Annotated in this window: 19 protein-coding genes; 9 read left to right on the top strand and 10 right to left on the bottom strand. The window is 71.9% G+C overall.

What is annotated here, in order from left to right; translation table 11 throughout:
• The first annotated feature begins 120 nt into the window (after positions 1-120).
• A complete protein-coding gene (locus ACFOWE_RS20155; RefSeq protein ID WP_377290044.1) occupies positions 121-501 on the top strand; it encodes a hypothetical protein in 381 nt (126 codons plus the stop codon).
• Positions 502-734: 233 nt separating this feature from the next.
• Here ACFOWE_RS20155 and ACFOWE_RS20150 read toward each other — a convergent pair whose 3' ends face one another.
• On the bottom strand, positions 735-1,745 hold the full coding sequence (locus ACFOWE_RS20150) for an ABC transporter substrate-binding protein (protein ID WP_377290042.1): 1,011 nt from the start codon (positions 1,743-1,745) through the stop codon (positions 735-737).
• 206 nt (positions 1,746-1,951) lie between these two features.
• Here ACFOWE_RS20150 and ACFOWE_RS20145 point away from each other — a divergent pair, with 206 nt between their 5' ends.
• The 3 genes from ACFOWE_RS20145 to ACFOWE_RS20135 all read left to right on the top strand — a co-directional run bounded on the left by ACFOWE_RS20145 (position 1,952) and on the right by ACFOWE_RS20135 (position 4,746).
• The gene (locus ACFOWE_RS20145) at positions 1,952-2,920 is read left to right on the top strand and encodes a universal stress protein (protein WP_377290040.1); all 969 of its coding nucleotides are present in this window, start codon (positions 1,952-1,954) and stop codon (positions 2,918-2,920) included.
• Between the two features lie 227 nt (positions 2,921-3,147).
• Positions 3,148-4,104, top strand: a complete 957-nt coding sequence (locus ACFOWE_RS20140; protein WP_377290038.1) for a TIGR03885 family FMN-dependent LLM class oxidoreductase — start codon at positions 3,148-3,150, stop codon at positions 4,102-4,104.
• 105 nt (positions 4,105-4,209) lie between these two features.
• A complete protein-coding gene (locus tag ACFOWE_RS20135; RefSeq protein ID WP_377290036.1) occupies positions 4,210-4,746 on the top strand; it encodes an ATP-binding protein in 537 nt (178 codons plus the stop codon).
• A gap of 92 nt (positions 4,747-4,838) precedes the next feature.
• Here the strand turns inward: ACFOWE_RS20135 and ACFOWE_RS20130 are convergent, their stop codons facing one another.
• The 4 genes from ACFOWE_RS20130 to ACFOWE_RS20115 all read right to left on the bottom strand — a co-directional run bounded on the left by ACFOWE_RS20130 (position 4,839) and on the right by ACFOWE_RS20115 (position 7,225).
• Positions 4,839-5,294: a DUF5360 family protein gene (locus ACFOWE_RS20130; RefSeq protein WP_377290034.1), complete on the bottom strand. Its 456-nt coding sequence runs from the start codon at positions 5,292-5,294 to the stop codon at positions 4,839-4,841.
• The gene (locus ACFOWE_RS20125; RefSeq protein WP_377290032.1) at positions 5,281-5,829 is read right to left on the bottom strand and encodes a TetR/AcrR family transcriptional regulator; all 549 of its coding nucleotides are present in this window, start codon (positions 5,827-5,829) and stop codon (positions 5,281-5,283) included. The genes ACFOWE_RS20130 and ACFOWE_RS20125 overlap by 14 nt, the downstream gene beginning before the upstream one ends.
• Before the next feature lie 183 nt (positions 5,830-6,012).
• On the bottom strand, positions 6,013-6,765 hold the full coding sequence (locus ACFOWE_RS20120; protein ID WP_377290030.1) for a maleylpyruvate isomerase family mycothiol-dependent enzyme: 753 nt from the start codon (positions 6,763-6,765) through the stop codon (positions 6,013-6,015).
• Positions 6,766-6,862: 97 nt separating this feature from the next.
• Complete coding sequence (locus ACFOWE_RS20115) at positions 6,863-7,225, bottom strand: ATP-binding protein (protein WP_377290028.1); 363 nt, start codon at positions 7,223-7,225, stop codon at positions 6,863-6,865.
• Between the two features lie 224 nt (positions 7,226-7,449).
• Here ACFOWE_RS20115 and ACFOWE_RS20110 point away from each other — a divergent pair, with 224 nt between their 5' ends.
• Positions 7,450-9,015, top strand: coding sequence for a hypothetical protein (locus tag ACFOWE_RS20110; protein WP_377290026.1), 1,566 nt, complete (start codon positions 7,450-7,452; stop codon positions 9,013-9,015).
• Between the two features lie 89 nt (positions 9,016-9,104).
• Positions 9,105-13,283, top strand: coding sequence for a BREX system serine/threonine kinase PglW (gene pglW / locus ACFOWE_RS20105; protein ID WP_377290024.1), 4,179 nt, complete (start codon positions 9,105-9,107; stop codon positions 13,281-13,283).
• A 69-nt stretch (positions 13,284-13,352) separates the two neighbouring features.
• On the opposite strand, the gene ACFOWE_RS20100 is transcribed toward pglW, so the two are convergent.
• Together ACFOWE_RS20100 and ACFOWE_RS20095 are read right to left on the bottom strand one after the other, a co-directional pair.
• Entirely contained in the window at positions 13,353-13,625 is a 273-nt protein-coding gene (locus ACFOWE_RS20100) for a type II toxin-antitoxin system RelE family toxin (protein ID WP_377290022.1), read from the bottom strand.
• Positions 13,626-13,680: 55 nt separating this feature from the next.
• Positions 13,681-13,968 carry a type II toxin-antitoxin system Phd/YefM family antitoxin gene (locus tag ACFOWE_RS20095; RefSeq protein WP_377290020.1) on the bottom strand — a complete coding sequence of 96 codons (288 nt, stop codon included), beginning with the start codon at positions 13,966-13,968 and terminating at the stop codon, positions 13,681-13,683.
• A gap of 307 nt (positions 13,969-14,275) precedes the next feature.
• Between ACFOWE_RS20095 and ACFOWE_RS20090 the strand changes: the two genes are divergently transcribed.
• Complete coding sequence (locus ACFOWE_RS20090; protein ID WP_377290018.1) at positions 14,276-16,195, top strand: hypothetical protein; 1,920 nt, start codon at positions 14,276-14,278, stop codon at positions 16,193-16,195.
• A gap of 42 nt (positions 16,196-16,237) precedes the next feature.
• Here the strand turns inward: ACFOWE_RS20090 and ACFOWE_RS20085 are convergent, their stop codons facing one another.
• Complete coding sequence (locus tag ACFOWE_RS20085) at positions 16,238-16,681, bottom strand: hypothetical protein (RefSeq protein WP_377290016.1); 444 nt, start codon at positions 16,679-16,681, stop codon at positions 16,238-16,240.
• A gap of 87 nt (positions 16,682-16,768) precedes the next feature.
• On the opposite strand from ACFOWE_RS20085, the gene ACFOWE_RS20080 reads away from it, so the two are divergent.
• Both ACFOWE_RS20080 and ACFOWE_RS20075 read left to right on the top strand, forming a co-directional pair.
• Positions 16,769-17,056, top strand: coding sequence for a hypothetical protein (locus ACFOWE_RS20080; RefSeq protein WP_377290014.1), 288 nt, complete (start codon positions 16,769-16,771; stop codon positions 17,054-17,056).
• A gap of 183 nt (positions 17,057-17,239) precedes the next feature.
• Positions 17,240-19,756 carry a DUF262 domain-containing protein gene (locus ACFOWE_RS20075; protein WP_377290012.1) on the top strand — a complete coding sequence of 839 codons (2,517 nt, stop codon included), beginning with the start codon at positions 17,240-17,242 and terminating at the stop codon, positions 19,754-19,756.
• Positions 19,757-19,768: 12 nt separating this feature from the next.
• On the opposite strand, the gene ACFOWE_RS20070 is transcribed toward ACFOWE_RS20075, so the two are convergent.
• Positions 19,769-20,176: an ATP-binding protein gene (locus ACFOWE_RS20070; protein WP_377290010.1), complete on the bottom strand. Its 408-nt coding sequence runs from the start codon at positions 20,174-20,176 to the stop codon at positions 19,769-19,771.
• The gene (locus ACFOWE_RS20065) at positions 20,173-20,598 is read right to left on the bottom strand and encodes a hypothetical protein (RefSeq protein ID WP_377290008.1); all 426 of its coding nucleotides are present in this window, start codon (positions 20,596-20,598) and stop codon (positions 20,173-20,175) included. The genes ACFOWE_RS20070 and ACFOWE_RS20065 overlap by 4 nt, the downstream gene beginning before the upstream one ends.
• Positions 20,599-20,804 lie beyond the last annotated feature (206 nt).

Here is a 20,804-nt window from a genome sequence, read left to right as displayed (position 1 = left end):
CGTATTGGAAGGTTGCTGATGGTAAGTCGACCAAGAGGCTGCGTAAAGGTGGATACTTCTGATGGTCCGGCTCCGGCGACCGCCCCGGGTTCAACGGCCCATGCGATTCGGGAGTGACGCATGGATTCTTCTCCGGCCGACCCCGGTGATGCGCTGTCGAGGATCATCACGGCCCTGTCGCGACTGGCGCTCCCCGCGGAAGAGCAGATCGAGATCCTCAAGGGAGAAGGACTTCCTGTCGATGAGCTGGCTCTGGACTACGAGGTGGCCTTGAGCACGCTCTGGGTTGTCACGGAGGCGGGTCTTCTGGACGACGCGCTGGCCGCAGAGCTAATAGAGATCGATGGTCTTCTGGATGCGATAAGCGGTTTCGAGAACGAGGATCTGTGGACCGAGCGTGCTCTCCGTGACGACCGAGCCTGGCGCCGGATACGGGAGAGGGCCCAGGCGGTGCTGTCCCTTGCGGGCATCCGGGGATCGCCGGGAACCGGGCCTGCGTAGGTGCCTGTTCAGGCCCGGTCTTCTCCGGAGACCGGATGCGTGGCGGGACCGCGGCTCCGACCTTCTCCCGGGTATCCCTTGACGCGCGGGCACATGGCGGCTTCGGTCCGGACATCCTCCTTCTGAGGTGATGCCCCCGGTCGAGGCGGCTGACCGGGGACATCGAGGTACAGATCAAGAGGATCCGGGGGCCTCACGAGTGGGAGGCGGCTCTCCCGGCCCTCGCCGGGCCGCTACAGCTTCTTGGCCTTCTTCAGGTCGGCGACCAGCGACTCCATGTACTCGGCGTAGCCCTGGTAGCTGAAGGGGGCCTCGGCCCGCCACGGGTATGCCTGGCCGGCCTCGACCGCGGGGAGCTTGGCGAAGGTCGGCTTCTTCATCATGTCGTCGAAGGTCAGCGCCTGGGTCCGGACGTCGTACAGGATCACGTCGGCCTCGTAGGTGTCGGCGTTCTCCCAGCTCAGGCTCTGGAAGAAACCGCCGTCGTCGACCTTGCCGGGCTTGACGACGTCCAGGCCGGCCTCGGTCAGGTGCATGATGTCCGGGTACTCCGGCGGGTTGACCACCCACATGGTGTCGGCGCCGCCGGACATCATGAGGATCTTCAGGCCGCTCGCGGCGATCTTCTTCAGCTCCTCGGTGGCCGCCTCGAAGCGGGCCTTGGCCGCGGCGATGTCGGGGGCGCCGAGGTCGGCGCCCAGCGACCGGGCCAGTTCGGCGTAGCGCCCGATGACCTGGCCCGCGCTCTGCCCGGTCAGCATGATGCCGGCGGTGGGCGCGACCTGCTCGATCGTGTCCTTCGACTTCTCCGGCACGTACCAGAGCGTGCCCTTGACGTACATGCTGCTGACCAGGAGCTCGGGCTGGAGCGCGATGTACTGCTCGACGTTGAACTCGTCCCAGACGTTGCCGAGCCCGGCGACCTCGGTGATGTCGACGTTGCCGACCTGCGGGTCCCTGCTGCCGTCCTTCAGCTTGTGCGGGCCGAAGACCGCGACGGGCCGGACGCCGAAGTCCCAGAGCGCGGCGGCGGAACCGACCTGGGCGACGATCCGGGCCGGCCGCTCGGGCAGCTCGATCTTCTTGCCGCGGTCGTCGGTGAACGTCCAGGGACCGGCGGGGGCGGCGGACGCCTGCGTGGAGGCGGCGGTGGCCGGCGCCTCCTCCTGGCCGCAGGCCGCCAGGACCATGAGAGTGCCGAGACCGCCGGCCGCCGCGAGAAAGCCCCTTCTCGACACGGACATGATTGCTCCTAAGGTAAGGCTCGCCTAATCACTAGGAGATGAGGTTAGCCTTACCTGCGATCGATGGCGACTCCGGGCGGCCGGTACGGCCCGGCCGGGACCGGCGGGATCCACGAGGGCGGGCCCGGACCTGTGGCGGTGGCCGGGAGTCGTGAGGACCGGCCGAGGCCGTGCGAGGGGTGCCGGGCGTGCGGGGTGTTCCGGGCGTGCGAAGCGCTGTGAGCGCCCGGCTCCCGCTGGGTATGGGCACCGCCATGGAACATGTGGTGGTGGGGGTGGACGGGTCGGCCGACAGTCTCCGGGCGGTGGAGTGGGCGGCGCGCGAGGCGGATCGCCGCCATCTCCCCCTGAAGGTGGTGCACGCCGTACACGAGTGGCTGCACTCCCGCGCGGAGGGCGAGATCGAGGAGGTGCGGCGGTGGATGTGGAACAACGGCCGGCAGATCGTCGACCAGGCCGTCGCCCACGCGCGTGAGCACGCGCCGGCGGTGCAGGCCGCCGACGCCATGGCCTTCGGCGACCCCGCCCGTGCGCTGGCCGAGGAGGCCGGCCGCGACGACCTGCTCGTGGTGGCCTCGCGCGGGACGGGCCGGATCTCCAGCCTGCTGCTCGGCTCGGTCGCGCTGAAGGTCGTCTCCCAGTCGCCCTGCCCGGTGGCGGTGATCCGCGGCGGGGTGGAGCCGGACCGGGAGTTCCGGGAGATCGTCGCCGGCGTGGACGGGTCGCCCGCCGCGGCCGAGGCGCTCCGGTTCGCCGCGGAGGAGGCGGCGCTGCGGGGCGCGCGGCTGAGGGTGATCCTGGCGTGGAGCCTGCCCGTGGCGGAGTCGACCCTCGTCCCGCCCTTCTTCGACCTCGCCGAGATCGAGGGCACCTGGGAGCGCACCCTCGACGAGGCGGTGCGCTCGGCCGGAGAGCTCCACCCGGGGCTCGACGTGGTCCGCGAACTGGTGACGGGCCATCCGGTGCAGGCGCTCATCGACGCCTCGGAGGCGGCGGACCTGGTCGTCATGGGCTCGCACGGGCGCGGCGCGCTCGCCGGGCTCTTCCTGGGCTCGGTGAGCCACGGCGTCCTGCACCACGCCGCCTGCCCGGTGGCGGTGATCGGCCCGCGCGCGGTGGACGCCCCGGCGGACACGCCCGCGGACGCCCTCGCGGGAGAGAGCCGGAGGGCCTGACCCCACCGCCGCCCGCCGGGGAGGGCCACCCGGTCTCCGTCCGCCTGTCCACGGGGCCGCCGGGTCTCTGCTCCTGCTCGTGGGACCGCCCCGTCTCCGCCCGCCTGCCCACAGGGGGGTCGCCGGATCCCCGCCCGGGTCCACCGGGCCCCCGCCTCCGGTCCGCGGTGGTGGATCGGTGGCCCGGCGGACCGTCTGGAGTGCCGTCTTCTGGGTAGCCGGGGGCCATGGCGATCTACGGTTTCCACTCATCCCACGAGCAGGTCCACCCGGCCGAGCTGCTGAAGGCGGTGGTCCGGGCCGAGCAGGCGGGCTTCGCGGCCGCGATGTCGTCCGACCACTTCTCCCCCTGGAGTGAGCGGCAGGGCCACTCCGGCTTCGCCTGGTCCTGGCTGGGGGCCGCCCTGCAGGCCACCGGCCTGCCGTTCGGCGTGGTCAACGCCCCCGGGCAGCGCTACCATCCCGCGATCATCGCCCAGGCGATCGGCACCCTGGGCGCGATGTTCCCCGGCCGCTTCTGGGCCGCGCTGGGCACCGGGGAGGCGAGCAACGAGCACATCACCGGTGAGCGCTGGCCGCGCAAGGAGGTCCGTACGGCACGGCTGCGCGAGTGCGTCGACGTCATCCGGGCGCTGCTCGCGGGGGAGGAGGTGAGCCACGACGGCCTGGTGACCGTGGACCGGGCCCGGCTGTGGAGCCGGCCCGAGACTCCGCCGGCGCTGTTCGGGGCGGCGGTGAGCGTGCCGACCGCCCGCTGGTGCGCGGAGTGGGCCGACGGACTGATCACCGTGAACGCGCCGGTCGGGACGCTGCGCGAGATCGCCGCGGCCTACCGGGAGGCGGGCGGCCGGGGGAAGCTGGCCCTGCAGGTCCACCTGAGCTGGGCGGAGAGCCGGGAGCAGGCCGAGGCGATCGCCCACGACCAGTGGCGGAGCAACGTCTTCCGGCCGCCGGTCTGCTGGGACGTCGAGACGGCCGAGCTGTTCGACGTGGTCTCGGAGAAGGTGTCCCCGTCCCAGGTGGCCGAGGTGGTCAACGTCTCCGACGACCTGGGGTGGCACGCCGCCCGGCTGCACGAGTACGCGGAACTGGGCTTCGAGGAGATCTACCTGCACCACGTCGGGCAGGAGCAGTCGGCGTTCATCGACGCCTTCGGCGCCAAGGTCCTCCCGCAGCTGAGGTGATGTATCGACACATTCCTGAAATAAGAGCGTCTCGATCGGTTCACATGCCCGGGGTGGATGTTCTACATTTGCTGTGGGAGCGCTCCCACAGCTGAGGAGAAGCCAGTGTCCCCCCAGAACGGCTCACTCGTCGCGTCAGACACCGTGCACACCGTCGAAGGCCTCCTGGCCGCGGCGCCCACGAGCGTGCGCGAGGCCCGCTGCCTGGTCCGCCGCGAGCTCGCCGGCTGGGGCGCCGGCGACCTGATAGACGACTGCGTGCTCATCGTGAGCGAGCTGGTCACCAACGCCGTCCGCCACGGGGGCGCGGCGTGCGCGCTCCGCCTCGGCGGCAACGGCGCGTACGTGTACGGCGAGCTCTTCGACCCGGGCGCGGGCACGCCCCGGGTGTGCGAGGCCGGCACGGAGGCGACGGGCGGCAGGGGTCTGCAGATCGTGGACGCCCTCGCCGACGAGTGGGGCGTGTCCTGGCCTGACTCCGGAGGGAAGGTCGTCTGGTTCCTCCTCGGCGGCGCCCCCGCGCCGCGCGGGACGGGCCACCGGGCGTCGGGGGCCTCCGCCCGCCACCGGCACGAGACCCCGGCCCCGGCCCCGGCCCCGCCGCTCCGGGCCGCGGTCCCGGCCGCCGCGCTGCCCGGGTGACCCACCGGAGGGCGTGCCCCCGGCGCGGCCTCCGGTACGCCTTCGACGTCCCGGCCCGTCTCACCGCCTCGCCGTCTCACCGCCTCGCCGTCTCACCGCCTCGCCGTCTCACCGCCGCCGACCAGCCGGGCCACGGCGGGGAGCGGGAAGAGCAGCAGATAGAGGTTGGGCGCCCACCAGATCGGGGAGAAGTCGCCGCGCAGCGTCCAGAAGGCGATCGCCATCAGGCCGGAGGCGGAGGTCAGGACCAGGGAGACGAGCATCAGCGGCAGGCCGTTCGGGGATCTCCTCCGCAGCAGGAGAAGACTGGCCAGCCCGGTCGCGCTGGCGATCACGTCGATCCAGAGGAACGACCAGTTCCAGGAGACCATGATCGGGTTCGCGTGGTCGGCGAAAGCCAGCTCGGGCGGGACGAGGCCCAGCCCGGTGATCGAGAAGTAGAGCAGGAAGCCGATGTCGGTCACCAGCATGAGCGCCTTGGTGACCCGGAAGGAGTGAGCGGCGCCGGAGTGCCCGGCGGTGACCACAGGGGCGTCACCGCGCGGCATCGTCGATCATCTCCAGAAGGCGGCGGCGGACCTGCTCGTGCAGTTCCGCTCCGGGCTCGGCCAGGCCCAGCAGGCGGGCCGCCCACCAGCCGTCGACGGCCAGGCGGACCAGGGTGGCGACCGCGGGATCGATCCCGTCGTCGGTGAGCCTGCGCTGCCAGGCGGCGTAGCGGTCACGCAGCGGGGCGAGCCCGCCGGGGTCGACGAGCACGCCGGCGAGCAGCGCCGCGGTGACCCGGTCGGCCGGCGCCCGGCCCTCGGCGGGGCGCTCGGGGACGGTCGCGGCGACATAGGCGCGCAGGAAGTCGCCGGGGTGCGGACCGGCGGCGGCCAGCGCCTGGTCGAAGGCTCCGACGAGGCGCTCGATCATGGCGGCGACCAGGGCCTGCTTGGTGGGGAAGTGGTAGAACAGCCCGCCCTTGGAGACACCCGCGCGGCGGGCCACCGCCTCCAGGGTCAGCGACTCCGCGCCGTCGGTGAGAAGCACCTCGGCCGCGGCGTCGAGCAGGCGGTCCTTCGAACTCGGTCGTGGCATAGCCGAAACTATACCGGCTGACCGGTACAGTTTCATGGCCGGGCCGACCTTCCTTCTCCCGGCCGCCGCGAGGCGCGGGCCGGCTCCTCGGGAGGTCGGTTCCCCGGAGCGTCGGTTCCTGGGGAGGTCGATTCCTCAGGGGGTCGGTTCTTCGGGAGGGCGGCTCTTCAGGGCGTCGGCTCCTCAGGACCAGGTGATCGACGCCCGCTCACGCCAGAGCGTGAGCACGTCCCGGTCGCCCCGCACGTCGAGCCCGTCGGCGCCGGCGCGGTTCCACAGCAGGAGGTACAGCTCCGCGGCCGGGCCGGAGACCACGCAGTCGGCCTCCTGCGCGCCCGGCGTGACGGCCCGCCGCTCCGGCTCCACCCGGATCGTCCAGGCGGTCGGGTGGTCGGTGGCCCGCACGGCCAGGCTGACCGGCGGGTCGGCGACCAGCCGGCCGCGGCGCCGGGGGAGGAACCCGCCGAAGAGCTCGTCGACGCCGTCGGCGGCGAAGGCGGGTGTGAAACGCGGCGGCCCGTCCCCGGCGGCGGCCGCGGCGTCGGCCAGGTGGATCGCCGTCTCGTGCGCCTGGCGGCGGGCCCAGAACGCCAGTGGGGAGGGCGCCCGCAGGAAGGTCCAGCACTCCACGTCCGGGTCGGCCCCCTTCAGGGTCCCGACCAGCGCGGCGTGGCCCTCACGGAACCAGTCGAGGAGCCCGTCGCCGTCCGGGGCGGCGAAGAACCCGGCCGTCTCCTCGCCGGTGAACGGCTCCGTCCTGGCGCGGGCGACGTGCGCCGCCGCCCAGCGGTGCACCCCGCCCAGGTGGCCGAGCAGGTCCCGGACCGACCAGCCGGGGCAGGTCGGCACCGGGGCGTCCGGCCCGGCCTCGGCCGCCGCGGCGGCCAGCCGTACTCCGGTGTCGTGCAGCGCGGCGATGTGCTCGGTGATCTCCACGGGCGGATTGTGCCACAGGGGGTCCGAGGGGAGGACCCCCTTCCGCGACCGGGCGGCCGGGCGACCGGCTCCCGGCGAGCCGGGAGCGGCGGAGCGGTCAGCTCCCGGCGAGCTGGAACCAGACCACGCGCCCGGCCGGGGTGTCGTGCCAGCCCCATTCGGAGGCCAGCTCGTCGACCAGCCAGAGACCGCGGCCCGTGCAGCTGCCGGGGTCGGTGCCCGCGCGCAGGGAGGGGCTCCGTTCCGGAGATCCGGCGTCGATGACGTCGATGCGGATGGTCGCGTCATGCTTGGCGACGGCCACGGTCACCCGGCCGCCGGGGTGGCGGCCCGAGTCGGAGTGGCGGACGGAGTTGGCGACCAGTTCGCTGACGAGCAGCAGGGCGTCGTCCGCCTGTCTGTGCCCGGCGGTGTCCAGCAGGTCGCGGACGTATCTCCGCGCCCTGGGAACCGAAGCCAACTCTCCCGGGAATGCGACCTGACCCAGCAGTCCCACCACCTTCAATACGCACCTCCATGACCCGCAAGGAGGCTTCCCATCTCAGCGCCGCGCCACGCCGAGTATTCACGCTGAGTAGCAACGAATACGGAGAGTGATAGCGATGAATGATCGACTCGGGATGGCGTGCCCGTTAAAGTTGGGCGCTTTGTTCGGTTGATCCTCCTTGTTCTCAGGGGACACGCGTGCGCCTCCCTTCTCTCGGCCGCCGGTACCGCTTCGGTCGGCGGTACCGCTTCGGCCGGCCCGCCGCGCTGGTCGCCGGCGGTTACACCGCCGCGGTCGTGGCCGCCGGCGTCGTCGCGGCGACGGGGAAGGGCGGATTCCTCTTCGAGTTGCTGTCCTTCGAAGCGGGGTCGGACGACGGGGAGAGCCCGGCGGGCTGGCCCCTGCTCGTGCTGGTCCTGGCCGGAGCGGCGCAGGGCTGGGCATTCTGGCAGATCCTCCGCGGACCGGTGGCCGGTAACCGCGTCCGGCGGAGAGGGGCCGTCCGCGCGCTGCGCTGGGCGCTCTACACGGACCTGGTCCTCGCCCTGCTCGTCTACCGGATCATCGACTTCTCGGTGCCCTGGTGGGCGAACATCCTCTGGTGCCTGCTGAAGCTGGCCATCGTGCTGCTCTTCCACCGGGTGCTGACCGGAGCGTCCCGGATGCTGCGCTTCACCGCGCTCGCGGCCGGGACGCTCACCATGACGGCCTCGGCCGGTGCGCAGGTGTGCGAGGCCCTCGGCCTCCAGGCCGCCGGAGAACTTCTCTCGTCCGCGCTGCTGGACGGGATGCTCTGGTCGCTGTGGACGGCGCTGGTCCTGGTGGCGCAGGCCCGGGACGGCCGGTGGGGCAGGACCACCGTCTGGGCCGGGGCCCTGGACCTGGTGGTGCCGCTCGCCGTCATGCCGCTGGTCCTGAGCCTCAGCCTCTCGCTGGAGGTCTTCGGTTCCGAGGCGCTCACCGGCCTCATGATCGTCTTCCAGCTCCTCAACCCCGTCTGGCTGGCCCGGTCCGCCCACGATCTCGCCGGGTCGTACCCGGGAGCCGCGCGGAGGAAGGCACGGACCGGAGCCGGAGCCCTACCGGACGCGGAGACCGCCCGCGTCCGCGCGGTGAGCGGCCTCGACGTGCACCAGCTCACCTACCTCATCGACGACGTCTGCCCGGCCGCCGACGCGGTCGTCCGGGCGGAGACCGCGCAGGAGGAGCGCGAGATGCGGGAGTGGGACGAGGAGGAACAGCGCATGTGCGACGAGGCGCCCCGCCACCGCCCCCGGATCAGGCCGGCCACGGCGACGCGGGTCGAGGAACCGGTGTGGATCGACTACGGCGTCCTGGAGGCGTACGAGGAGACCGAGGAGAGCGACCCCTTCGAGGACGGCCTGCTCGACCTCGCGCAGAAGAACGGGCTGGCGGCCGCGCTTCCCGGCCACCTGATGGTGCGGATCCACTCCGACGCGCCGACCTGCCTCACGCTGGAGACCTACACCCGCCGCCCGCCCGTGGAGACCAGGGGCTGGCAGCACGTGGTCGAGGTCGGCTACCGGAGCCCGGGCGGGTTGATCGAACTCGGCGATCCGATGAGCGGTCCCGAGTACCCGGACCTCGCCCTGCGGGGCAGGAGCGGCGACTACCGGATCCGGGTGCACTACGCCTGGCTCCCGTGGGAGGGCGAGAAGTACGGCGCGCAGCGGCTGCTGGTCATGGCGTATCCGGGGCGCGGCGACGACGTCGTCGTCCACCGGAAGCGGACCGGGCCGTGACCGCGGGAGGGGCGGGGGAGGGACGGCCGTGACGACGAGAAGGGAAGTGCCTTCCGGGCTAGACTCTGCGCCGAGGAACGGAGGGGCGTGTGGAGGCCGGAAGCAAGCGCTGGATGGAGGTCACGCCCTCCGCGCACGCCCACGAGCGGGGCGGCCTCGCCGCTATCAGAGCCCTGCTGCCGGACGAGGACCCCTACCGGGCGTGGAGCAACTTCAGTTTCACCACCCGCAGCGGACGCCAGTACGAGGTCGACCTCCTGGTCATCGGCAAGGGCGGCATCTATCTTCTGGAGCTCAAGCACTGGTCCGGCCGGATCACCGGTGACCATCAGACCTGGTTCCACAACGGCACGACCGAGGACCATCCCCGCATCCTCGCCGACACCAAGGCCAAGCACTTCAAGCAGCTGCTCGAGGACGCCGGCGGCAGGGACCTGCCGTTCGTGCACGCGGGCGTGGTCCTGCACCAGCCGTCCGCCGAGGTCAGGTTCACGGAGCGGGGCAGGCACGGCGTCTACCGGATCGACGGCCAGGGCCCGGACGGCCTGGCCGAGCTGATCAGGGACGAGCTGGCCGCCACACCGAGGAACCCGCGCAACGCCGTCGACCGCAGGCGCTCGGTCGAGCTGGCCCGGCTGATCCAGCGGGCGGGCGTCCGGCCGAGCGTCCGCGGCCGAAAGGTCGGCAACCTGGAACTGGCGGACAGTCCGCTGGCCGAGGGCCCCGGCTGGCAGGACCACCTGGCCCGCCACCCGCTGCTCGACGGCGTCCGGCGGGTCCGCTTCCACCTGGTCGATCAGAGCGTCTCCCAGGAGGAGCGCGCCGCGATCCTGCGGGCCGCCAAGCGTGAGTTCGTCACTCTGGAGAACGTCAACCACCCGGGCATCGCCCGCGCCATCGAGTTCTACGAGCACGAGCGCGGCCTCGCCGTCGTCTTCGACCACGATGCGAGCGAGGTGCGCCTGGACCACTTCCTGCGGCAGAAAGCCGGTGAGCTCTCTCTGGACGCGCGGATCGACCTGGTCCGCACGCTGGCCAACACGCTGCGCTACGCCCACTCGCGGCGGCTGGTCCACCGCAGGCTCAGCCCGCTGTCCGTCTTCGTCCGCACCCTCGCGCAGGGCCGGTACGGCGTGCGGGTCCGCGACTGGCACACCGCCGGACGCCCGGTGCCGGGCTCGCCCGGACACGGCAGCTACGCCGCGGGCACCCGCACCCTGGAGGCACTGACCGACCGGGCCGCCCACGGGTACATCGCGCCGGAGACGTTCCACGCCCCCGACGCCGACCCGGTCCTGGCCGACGTCTTCGGACTCGGCGCCGTCTCCTTCCTGATCTTCACTGGCAGCGCCCCCGCGGTCACGGGTGAAGAGCTCCAGCAGCGGCTCACCCGCGAGCGCGGCCTCGACGTCGGCGTCGAGCTGGACGGCGCCCCGCAGGCGATGATCGATCTGGTGCGGAACGCCACGGCCGGTGACGTCGACCTCCGTACCGAGTCGGCGGAGAAGTTCACACAGGAGCTCGAGGCGCTGGTCCAGGAGATCGTGCTGCGGGAGGAGATCGCGCAGCAGGTCGATCCGCTGGACGCGACACCCGGCTCGGTCGTCGGCACCCGGGAGCAGCCCGGCCGGTTCGAGGTCGTCCAGCGGCTCGGCCAGGGCTCCACCGCGCTGGCCCTGCTCGTCAAGGACCCCCAGCACGGCCAGGCCGTACTGAAGGTGGCCCTGGACGAGGGAGGCGCGCGCCGGCGGTTGCTGGACGAGGCCGAGGTGCTCAAACTCGCCCGTGACCCGCGCATCGCCCGCGCTCTCGAGGGCCCGCTGACCGTCGGCGGCCGTACGGCCCTGCTCCTGGAGGACGCCGGAAGGGAGAGCCTGGCCTCGGTGATCCGCCGCGAGGGGCGGCTCTCCCTCGACTTCCTCACCCGCTGGGGCAAGGACCTGCTGGAGATCCTCGCCGCGCTGGACCTCGCCGGGATCAACCACCGCGACATCAAGCCCGACAACCTCGCCTTCCGCGAGCAGGGCAAGAGCCGCGAGGTGCACCTGACGCTCTTCGACTTCTCGCTCTCGCGGGCGCCGCTGGAGCAGACCGGGGTGGGCACCCCGCCGTACCTCGATCCGTTCTTCGACCCGGTGCACCGGCCCCGCTACGACGCGGCGGCCGAGCGCTACGCGGCGGCCGTCACGCTGCACGAGATGGCCACGGGCAAGACCCCGTCCTACGGTGCCGGTGGCAGCCGCAGCCACCCCGCGGTGATCGGCGGCGACGTCGCGATCGACCCGGACGACTTCGAGCCCGGTCCCGCCCGCGACGCGCTCGTCGCGTTCCTCCGCTGCGCGCTCTCCCGGGACGTCAAGGCCCGCCACGACTCGATCGAGTCCATGAGGCTCGCCTGGCAGGCGGTCTGCGACGCCATCCCGCCCGCGGCGGCCACCCCGGCCAGCGTCAACCCGGTGACGGGGGAGGAGCTCGACCAGGCCGCGGGCAGGGCGGGCCTCGACACGGCGATCGCCTCGGCCGGTCTCACTCCGCGGGCGGTCGACGCCCTGCACCGCATCGACGTGCGCACCGTCCGCGACCTGCTGGCCCGCTCGCCGTTCGAGCTCTCCCGCCTGTCCGGCGTGGCCGATCCCACCAAGCGGGAGATCAGGCGCCGGGCCAAGCAGTGGCGCGCCCGGCTCCAGCCGCTCGCCGACGCCCCGGACCCGGCGGACCTGAAGGAGGGGTCCGACCGCGGGATCGGCTCGGTCCTCGCCGCCCTGGTGCCGAAGAGCGTCCGGAAGGACTCCACGGAGGAGCGGGTGCTCCGGCTCTACCTGGGGCTGGAGCACGGCACGTCCGACTGGCCGGGCAACGCCGAGCTGGCGCGGGCCGCCGGGGTCACCCCGGGCAGGGTCGGCCAGATCATCCCCACCGCGCGCAGAGGCTGGCGGTCGAAGAGGGTTCTCACCCAGGTCCGCGACGAGATCGTCGAGATCGTCGAGGGGGCCGGAGGGGTGACGGACGCCACCGGCATCGCCGAGGCGCTGCTCGCCTCCCGCAGCCCCGGTGCGGTCGGGGAGCGGTGGTTGCGCGGCGCGCTGGGCCTGGTCCGCGCCGCCGTCGAGGTCGAGGCGGAGCGCGGAGGGGAGGCCAGGCTCCTGCAGCGGCGCTCGCACCGTTCGGTGATCGTCGCGCTGGAGAAGCCCACCGACCCCGACGCGGTGCCCGGCACGGACCTGCTCGACTACGCCGTACGGCTCGGCAAGGCCGCCGACCAGCTCGCCGCCGAGAGCCCGCTGCCCGGTGCCGCGCACACCGAGGCCGGGCTGCGCGCCGTGCGGAGACCGGAGGGATGCCCGGAGCTGCCCGCCGAACGGCTGGCGCCGCTGGCCGCCGCCGCCTCGCGGACCGCCGCGGCCAACGGCCGGGGGGAGGTCTACCCCGACGGGCTGGACCCGCGCCGGGCCCTGGAGCAGATGGCCTCTTCGCTGGGCGTGGTCCGCCACGGAATGAACCCCGAGCAGCTCAAGGAGCGGGTGCGCGCCCGCTACCCGAGGGTCGGGCCGTTCCCGGACGACCCTCCGGGCCGGGAGCCGGGCAGGCTCAACGAGCTGCTGAAGCAGGCCGGGGTCCCGCTGGTCTTCACGAAGGGGGCCTACGAGCCGCGCAAGGTGCAGGGCGGCATCCTGCCCTCCTCCCGGAGCCGGGGCCTGACGAGCCTCAGCGGGAGCGCGGGCGGCAGGGAGTTCGCCGATTTCGAGCGGCGCATGACGCTCGCCGCCCGCGAGCGGGGGTTCCTCACGCTCAGCGTGGACTACCGCTTCTACGCCGACGCGATCGCCGCGCTGAGCGCCCGCTTCGGCGCCGAGGTGCTCGACCTGACCGCCGAGCTGGTCACCGCGATGCGCTCGACCGCCGACAGCTTCAACGTCGACTGGTCGCTGGTGCTCCACTCCGACCGCCCCGACGCGGCCCCGCAGGACGCCGCGAACCTGCGCAGGCTCGTCGCGCTCGCCGCGGCCGGCCTGGAGGAGCGCCTGGTCGCCGATCCGGCGCCGCTGCTGATCGTCGAGGCGGCGCCGCTGGCCCGCTACGACCGGCTGGGCGTGCTGGAGCGCCTGGCGGACAAGGCGACCGCCCGGCCCGCGGCCCGGTGGCTGCTGCTGCCGGTCGAGCGGGGCGGCGCGCCGTACATCGACGACCGGCCCGCCCCCGGCACCCTCGACGCGCTGAAGGTCTCCACGAACTGGGTCGACGCCCACCGCCACCTGGCGGCTTCGTAGAGGGCCGTCCGGGTCGGAGCGACAGCGTATGGTGCCGCGGTCCCCAGGGCTGTCCCGACCCGGGAACGGTCACGCGTGGTAGGCGTCCCGGCGGTGCTTGATGGTCTGGACCGTCACGGTGCGCTTGTCCTCGTCGATCCGGTAGACCACGCGGTAGGTTCCGCGCCGGGCGACGTGCAGGCCGTCGTACGGTTCCTGAAGAGGCTTGCCCACACGCCACGGCTCCCGGGAGATGGCTCCCGTGATGAGCTCCCAGGCGGCGGCGGCCACGCTCTCGGGCAGGTCCGTGGTGAGGGCGCGTCGGGCCGGAGGGGCGAGGAGGATCGCATATCGGTCGCTCATAGTGCCTCCTCCGCCGGTCAAACGGGCGAAGCCGCTGTGCCCGCGGTCCGCTCGCTCACGCGCCGGCCCTGCCGAGACGGGCGGCCATGACGGCGGACATCTCCTCCTCCGTGGTCACGTCGCCCCGGGTCTCGGCCGCCATGGACTCGACCAGGTCGGCACGCATCCCGGGGTCGGCGAGGATCTCCAGGGTCTCCTGCAGGGACTCCCACTCGGCCACGGAAACGATCATGGCGTGGGGCCGCCCGTTCCGGGTCAGGGTGAAGTGGTCGTGCTCGCGGGCGGCCCGGTCGGCCAACTCGGTGAGCCGGTCCTTCGCCTCGCTGATCGGGATGATCTCCATGAGGCCATGATATGGGAATGGCCGATATTCCGGCCAGAGTTCAGGCCATCATGATCCTGGTGGGACCGGGCGGGTCCGCGAGTTTCCAGGAGAGGGAAGAGGGCGCGGTCCGGAGTGGGCCACCGGTTGGGGGCGCGAGTTCGGTGATTTCGGGGTTTGATGGCGGTGATCGGCCGGTACGGCGGAGCGGCCGGGAACGTCGGGAACGCGGTCAAGGGGGATCATGGAACCGAAGCCATCGGAACCATCGAAACCGGAGGGCGCTGGGGCGTCGTCGCCGGAGTTCGCGGGGATCGATCCGGGACTGATGCTGGAGTTCGTCTCGGCGCTGGAGCGGGGCCGGGACGTGATCGGTGAGCAGTCCGAGCGGATCCGGCAGTTGCTCGCGGCGGCGCAGGTTCCGGCCTCGGGACTCCGGCCGATCGCGGAGATCGCGGGCTGGATCGACGGTGAGCTGCCGGGGCTCCGGCGCCGCCAGGAGATCGCCCGCGCGACGAACGCGCTGCCGACCTGGGGTGTCCGCTCTCCGCTGGTCGCCTTCGACGAGGGCGCCTACCGCTCCCCGGCGGACTCCAGGAAGCAGGGCACGGAGCTGGGGAAGCGCCTCGCGGAGCTCGGCCCGGCCGGCCTCTGGAACGGCCCCGCGGACTCCGACCGGTACGCCCGGGTCGTCGAGGACCTGGAGAAGAACAAGCACGACGCCGAGTTCACCGCCGCCTTCTTCGCCGCGCTCGGCGTGCAGGGCACGCTGGGGCTCCCCGTACTGCTGCGGGAGGGCGTGCACACCAAGCGGCAGGCGGGAACCCACGCCCCGGCCGACCCGGACGAGACGCTGCTGCGCACGGTGAGCCAGGCGTTCGGCAGCGCGGTCACGGCCGGGGCGCACGTCCCGGGCTTCGCCAAGGTCAGGGACGCGGTACGGGACGCCGGCGCGGCCGGGCCCTCCGAGAAGCGGCTCGGCGCGGAACTGCTGCTGACGGCGGGGGAGTTCCCCGCGGAGTGGCTGGCGGGCCTGGCCTCGGCGTGGGGGATGGCGGACCCGCGCAAGGTCCCCGCCGGGCTGATGTACGCGCTGGGCAACAACCCGGCGGCGGCCCGGCTGGCGATCGGGAAGGTGACGGGGTCGTTCACCAAGGACCAGAAGAAGCTCGCGGAGTACCTGAAGGCGTTCAACGGCCAGGTGCTCAACGGGCCCTTCGAGGACGCCAGGGCCGACGCCTTCGGCCGCATGCTCGCCGCGGCGGCGGGGGCGTACGACGAGCAGGACGGCGCGCACAGCGGGGAGGCGGCGGCGTTCGCCTTCACGGTGATGACGGCCTTCGGCGACCTCAAGGTGCCGGAGAAGGCGCGCGTCCACCTGTCGGAGATCGCCGGGGCGTACGTCACCGAGATCACCGAGGGCGCGAACATCGGCGACGGCAACATGACCGAGCCCAGCGCGCTCAAGCCGACGACCTCGGCCCTGGGCTTGAGGTCGGCCTTCACCCTGAACCCGCAGGACACCTACACGTTCCTGAAGACCTTCGCCGACACGGACGAGAATCTCACCCCCTTCGAGGAGGGGATCGGCCGCTTCTCGCAGAAGCTGATCGCCGAGAACCTGGGAACGACCAAGCAGTCTCGGGAGACCGGGTCTCTGGAGCAGGCCCTCATCGCCCTGGGCAACGTCCGCGGGTTCGAGGTGGCCGCAGCGGAGAAGGTCCGAGGTGAGCTGGACGCGCTCGACGAGCAGGCCAAGAAGCTCCAGGGCTTCGCGCTCGACCTGGGGCTCGGCGTGGGCGGTCTGGGCTTCGAGAAGGCAGCGGGACAGTTGGCCTGGCTGGCGTTGAGCACGGGCTTCTCCGGCAAGGACGCGTTCGGGCCGGAGGACGGGAAGCGGACGGACAAGCTGGGCAAGGCCGACGGGGATACGACGCTCGGCCGCCAGCACATGTTCGCTCAGGCACTCATGGACGCCGGGTTCACGCCGAAGGTGACGCCGGGGGAGTACCAGGCCGCCTGCCCGCCGGGGGTGGCCGTCGCCGACGGGGAAGGCAACCTCCGGCCCTTCCCCGACCTCCTCGAACAGGGCAACAAGGGGCTCACGGCCTTCGAGAAGTGGGCCGACGCCAACGGCATGGGAGGTTCAGACAGGCTCTCCGTCGGTAGTCTGTCCGGTCGCATGGCGGACTGGTTCGAAGGTGGAAACGGACGAGGTAGGGAGCGCGCCCTCGCCTTCGACAGGTAGGCCGTGGCATCAGAGACATGCACAGGGCCGGGTCCTGCCAGGTTAGGAGCTGGGGAGGCACTCGGTCTCGCCACGGACTTTGAGTTGCCCGTCCTCTGTCGACTCGAAGATGAGCTTCGTTCGGTGCATCTCGCTGGCGAGCTTGATAGGGGCGTTTCCCGGGTCTTCGGTGATCTGGTAGGAGGCGACCGAGGAGAGGGCGCCGACCAGGAGCCCGTTGAGCCCATTCGCGTCAGAGTGTGGTTCGGCGTCCTGGCCGACAGCTGCATAGGTCCGCTTGGCCCTGTCTTCGCCGCAGGGAACGTCCCGTCCCCCCGGATCGGTGACCTCGACGTTCAATGCCTGGCTTCTCTTCATCAGTTCGGTGATGTGGCGTTTCAGCGTCTCTCCGGCCTCGGCGGCGGTGGGTTCTTTTTCGGCGCAGCCGGAAATGGCGAATAAGGTTGCTGTGAAAATCAGAGCGCCCTGCCGTGCGAGACGTGCCATGAAGCCCTCCGGGTGGTCGGATTTCCCGTAGATCTCATACTGTCCAATAGACGGGTCGGATGTCCCCGTGCGGACGGAGGAATGGTCGTGAGCCAGCTCGTGGAGGGGGCGGCGCCCGAGGCGCGGCGCAGGCTCCTGGAGCAGACCCTGGCGGAGCTCAAGACGCGGGTGGCGATCCTGGAGGCGGCGCTCGACCCGGCTCACGGGCAGTTCACCGGCAGGTCCGTCTGGGTCGGCCCGGTGGCCAGACGCTTCGCCGAGGACCTGAGCGCCCGCCGCGTACGGCTCCGCCGGGCGGCCCAGGCCCTCATCGACACCGTGGAGGAGGAGATCCGCTCCCTCCCGGCGAATTCGCCCGCTGCAAGTGGTAATTGACCATTTCCGCGATATCGCCGGTCGCCGGTCCGTGAGGGACGGTGGTCTGTGCGGCCGGTGGAAAAAGGACCGGGGAGGGCGGAGAACGCTCGTATTGCGCGGAAACTCCAGCGCGTGTCCCGGCGGCCATGGGAAGATCATCGAAATCCCCGTGCGCTCTGCGTTCTCCGAGGAGGGCTCCGCGTGAAAGCCGTCCAGACCACGCTCCGCGACCTGATCAAGGGCGAGATACAGCTCATGGTCCCGCTCTACCAGCGTTCCTACGCCTGGGAGAGCGACCAGTTGCAGCGCCTCTGGACGGACATCACCCTGCAGGCCGACGTGGCCCCGGCCTCGGCGGGCGCGGGGCACTTCCTTGGTTCGGTGGTCCTGGCCCCGGCGCCCGACCTGACGCCGACCAACTCCCAGTGGATCGTCGTGGACGGGCAGCAGCGCCTGACCACGCTCCTGCTCGCCCTGTGCGCGCTCCGGGACCACCAGGTCGCCGAGGACCCCGGCCACCGCGACCGCGTCAACGACCTGTACCTGATCAACCGCTACGAGGACGGGGAGCGGCGCTACAAGCTCCTGCCGACCCAGGTGGACCGCCAGGCGTTCACGGCCTGCGTCGACGGGGCGGGCGACGAACGGGTCAGCGGGCGGGTCGGCGCCGCCTACCAGTTCTTCCGCCGGAAGCTGGTGGAGATCGACGACCCCGCCGACCCCCACGACATCCAGCGCATCGAGCGGGTCATCCTCAGCCGGCTCGACCTCGTCCAGATCACCGTGGAGAAGGAGGACAACGTCTTCCGGATCTTCGAGTCGATCAACAACACCGGCATGCGGCTCAGCCAGGTGGACCTGATCCGCAACTACATCTTCATGTGCCTGCCCACGCGGGGCGGGGAGGTCTACGAGCGCTACTGGCTGCCGATCCAGCGGCTGCTGGACGCCAAGGGGCTCGACCAGTTGATGTACCTCGTCCTGGTCCTGGCCCGCGGGGACGAGGCCCAGTACAACGACGTCTACCGGGGCCACCAGGAACTGCTGGCCGGGATGGGGCAGGACGAGCAGAAGATCGAGGAGTACGTCCGCGAGCTGGCCCGGCGGGCCCGCCGGCTCGACCAGATCCTCCGCCCCGACACGGGCACCGAGATCGGCGCGCGGATCGCGTTCCTCAGCGACTTCAAGGCGACGACCGCCTACCCGGTGATCATGCGCCTGCTGGAGATGCGGGAGCAGGGGGACGCGACCGACGAGGAGGTCGCGCGGGCGCTGCTGTACATCGAGAGCTTCGTCGTCCGGCGGCTCGTCGGCCGGGTGACCAGCGCCAACCTCAACCGCGTCTTCCAGCGGCTCACCGGGCGGCTGACCGCCGACCGGCCGGTGGACGAGGCGGTCCGGGCCGAGCTCTCCCCGGCCCGGCTCTACTGGTCCTCGGACGAGGAGTTCCGCCGGGACATCGCGGAGAAGTCCTTCTACTGGCAGGGCACCCGGGCGCAGCAGAAGCTCATCCTGTGCCGGCTGGAGGAGAGCCACCCGTTCAAGGAGCGGGCCGACCTGACCGGCAAGCACATCACCATCGAGCACGTGCTGCCGCAGACGCTCACGGAGGAGTGGCTGCGGGAGCTGGGCACCGAGAGCGAGAACCCGAAGCTCCTGCACAGCGAGCTGGTCCACACCCTGGGCAACCTCACCCTGAGCGGCTACAACTCCGAGCTGGGCAACATCCCCTTCAAGGAGAAGAAGGAGTTCCTCCAGCACAGCGGGATCGCGATGAACCACCGGATCGCCGCCGAGGACCGCTGGGGGAAGGCGCAGATCCTCGCCCGGGCGCAGGAGCTCGCCGACCGGGCGATCACGATCTGGCCGGGACCGCTCACCGCGGACCGGGGCGCCGCGCCCTCGCGCGACTGGACCCAGCTCGTCCAGGCGCTCGCCGCGCTCCCCCCGGCGACCTGGACCTCCTACGGCGACCTCGCGGAGCTGACCGGCTCGCACACCGTCCCGGTCCGGGTCTACCTGGAGAAGGAGAGGGTGCTCAACAGCCACCGGGTGCTGACCCTGGACGGGGAGCCGCCCTCGGGCGGGATCGCGGTCTCGCGGAGCCGGCTCCGACAGCAGATGCTGGAGGTGCTCCAGGCGGACGGTGTGGAGATCGACGAGCTCGGCCGGGCGGTGCAGTCGCAGCGCATCACGGCCAGGGAGCTGGCCACCCTGCTCGGCCTGCCCGGCGCCGACAGCCTGCGCGAGCTGGAGATGGTCCCGGGCGAGCACCGGCAGATCGAGGACGCGCAGCGGCGCTTCTTCGAGCAGCTCGGCGAGGCCACGGGGCCGCAGGTCTCGGGGGCGGTGCAGCGGCTGCTGGACCACTGGCGCGCCGGGGAGGGCACGATCCAGTACGGCGCGAACGGAGCCTCCTGCGCCCCCGTCATCAAGCGGGGCAGCGAGGTGCTGACGCCGATCCGGGTCTACTCCGCCTATCCCGGGAAGGTGGAGATCCCCTTCGGGACGCTCAAGAAGCGGCGTCCCTTCGACGACATCGCCCTGCGGGAGGAACTGCGGGACAAGGTCAACGATGCGCCCGGGGTGGAGATCCCGCTGGCGAAGCTGGACCTGTATCCGTCGTTCCCGGTGGCGCTGCTCGCCGTCGACGCCGTCTGGGACGTGGTGCAGAGCTGCCTGGACTGGTTCCGGGCCGTGGTGACCCGCCAGGAGTGATCTGCGCATCGCTCAGGTCCCGGCGAGCTGGAACCAGACCACCCGTCCGGCCGGGACGCCGTACCAGCCCCAGGCGGTGGCCAGCTCGTGGACCAGCCGGAGGCCGCGCCCGCCGCAGCTCTCGGCGCAGGCGTCCGTACGGAGGCGGGGTGCGCTCTCGTCGGAGCCCGCGTCGATCACGTCGACGTGGAGCGTTCCAGCCCAGGTGATGACGGCCAGGTTCACCCGGCCGCCGGGGACGCGGCCGGAGTCGGAGTGCCGTACGGAGTTCGCGACCAGCTCGGTGACGAGGAGCAGGGCGTCGTCGGTGCGGGTGTGGCCGAGGGGGTCCAGCAGGTCGCGGACGTAGCGTCTCGCCCGGGGCACGGCGGCGAGTTCGCCGGGGAGGCCGGTCTGGCCGAGCAGTCGCGGTCCGTTCATCGCGCGGCCTCCAGGATCCGCTCCGCCGCCGCCCGCATCGCGCCGCCGTCCCGCAGGGCGGCGCCCCGCGGGGTACGGCCGTGCGGAGCGCTGCCCTGCTGATCACGGCTCCACTGATCACGGTTCCGCCGGTCCCGGTCCCGGTTCAGGTCCCGGTCCCGGTCCAGGTCAAGGTCCCGGTCCTGCGGGGTGGGGCTCCGCCGGGTGCGGACCTTCCGGGGGCGGCCCCGCTCCCAGGTGAAGACCGAGACGTGGTCTCGGGGTGCGGTCGCGGTCCGGGACCGGCCGGCCGGGAGGAAGATCTCCACACTCGGCCGCCCACCGGGCGGGAGCCGGACCACGGAGTCGAACCCCAGCTCGTTCAACTCCCAGGCCAGCTCCACCAACTGACCGCTCCACATACGGAGGTCATGCGTCTTCATCTGATCACCCGCTTTTCCGTCAGGGCTGAAGCCGTGTGTTCTCGGCCGTGGTCCTCTCCGTGCCGGATGCTTCCTCATGTATGGAACCGGCGGTGCTGCCTGCCGAGGCGGCGTATCCTTCCGAGGAAGTCACATGCAAAATTTGCACATGCAAAACTGAATGTGCAAGTGGTTTGGTGCGAACGGTCAAAGATTCATTACGATGC

Source organism: Planomonospora corallina (assembly GCF_042650625.1).
Taxonomy (GTDB): domain Bacteria; phylum Actinomycetota; class Actinomycetes; order Streptosporangiales; family Streptosporangiaceae; genus Planomonospora_B; species Planomonospora_B corallina.
Note: the sequence above shows the minus strand (reverse complement) of the source record. Positions and strands in the feature narration are given on the sequence as shown.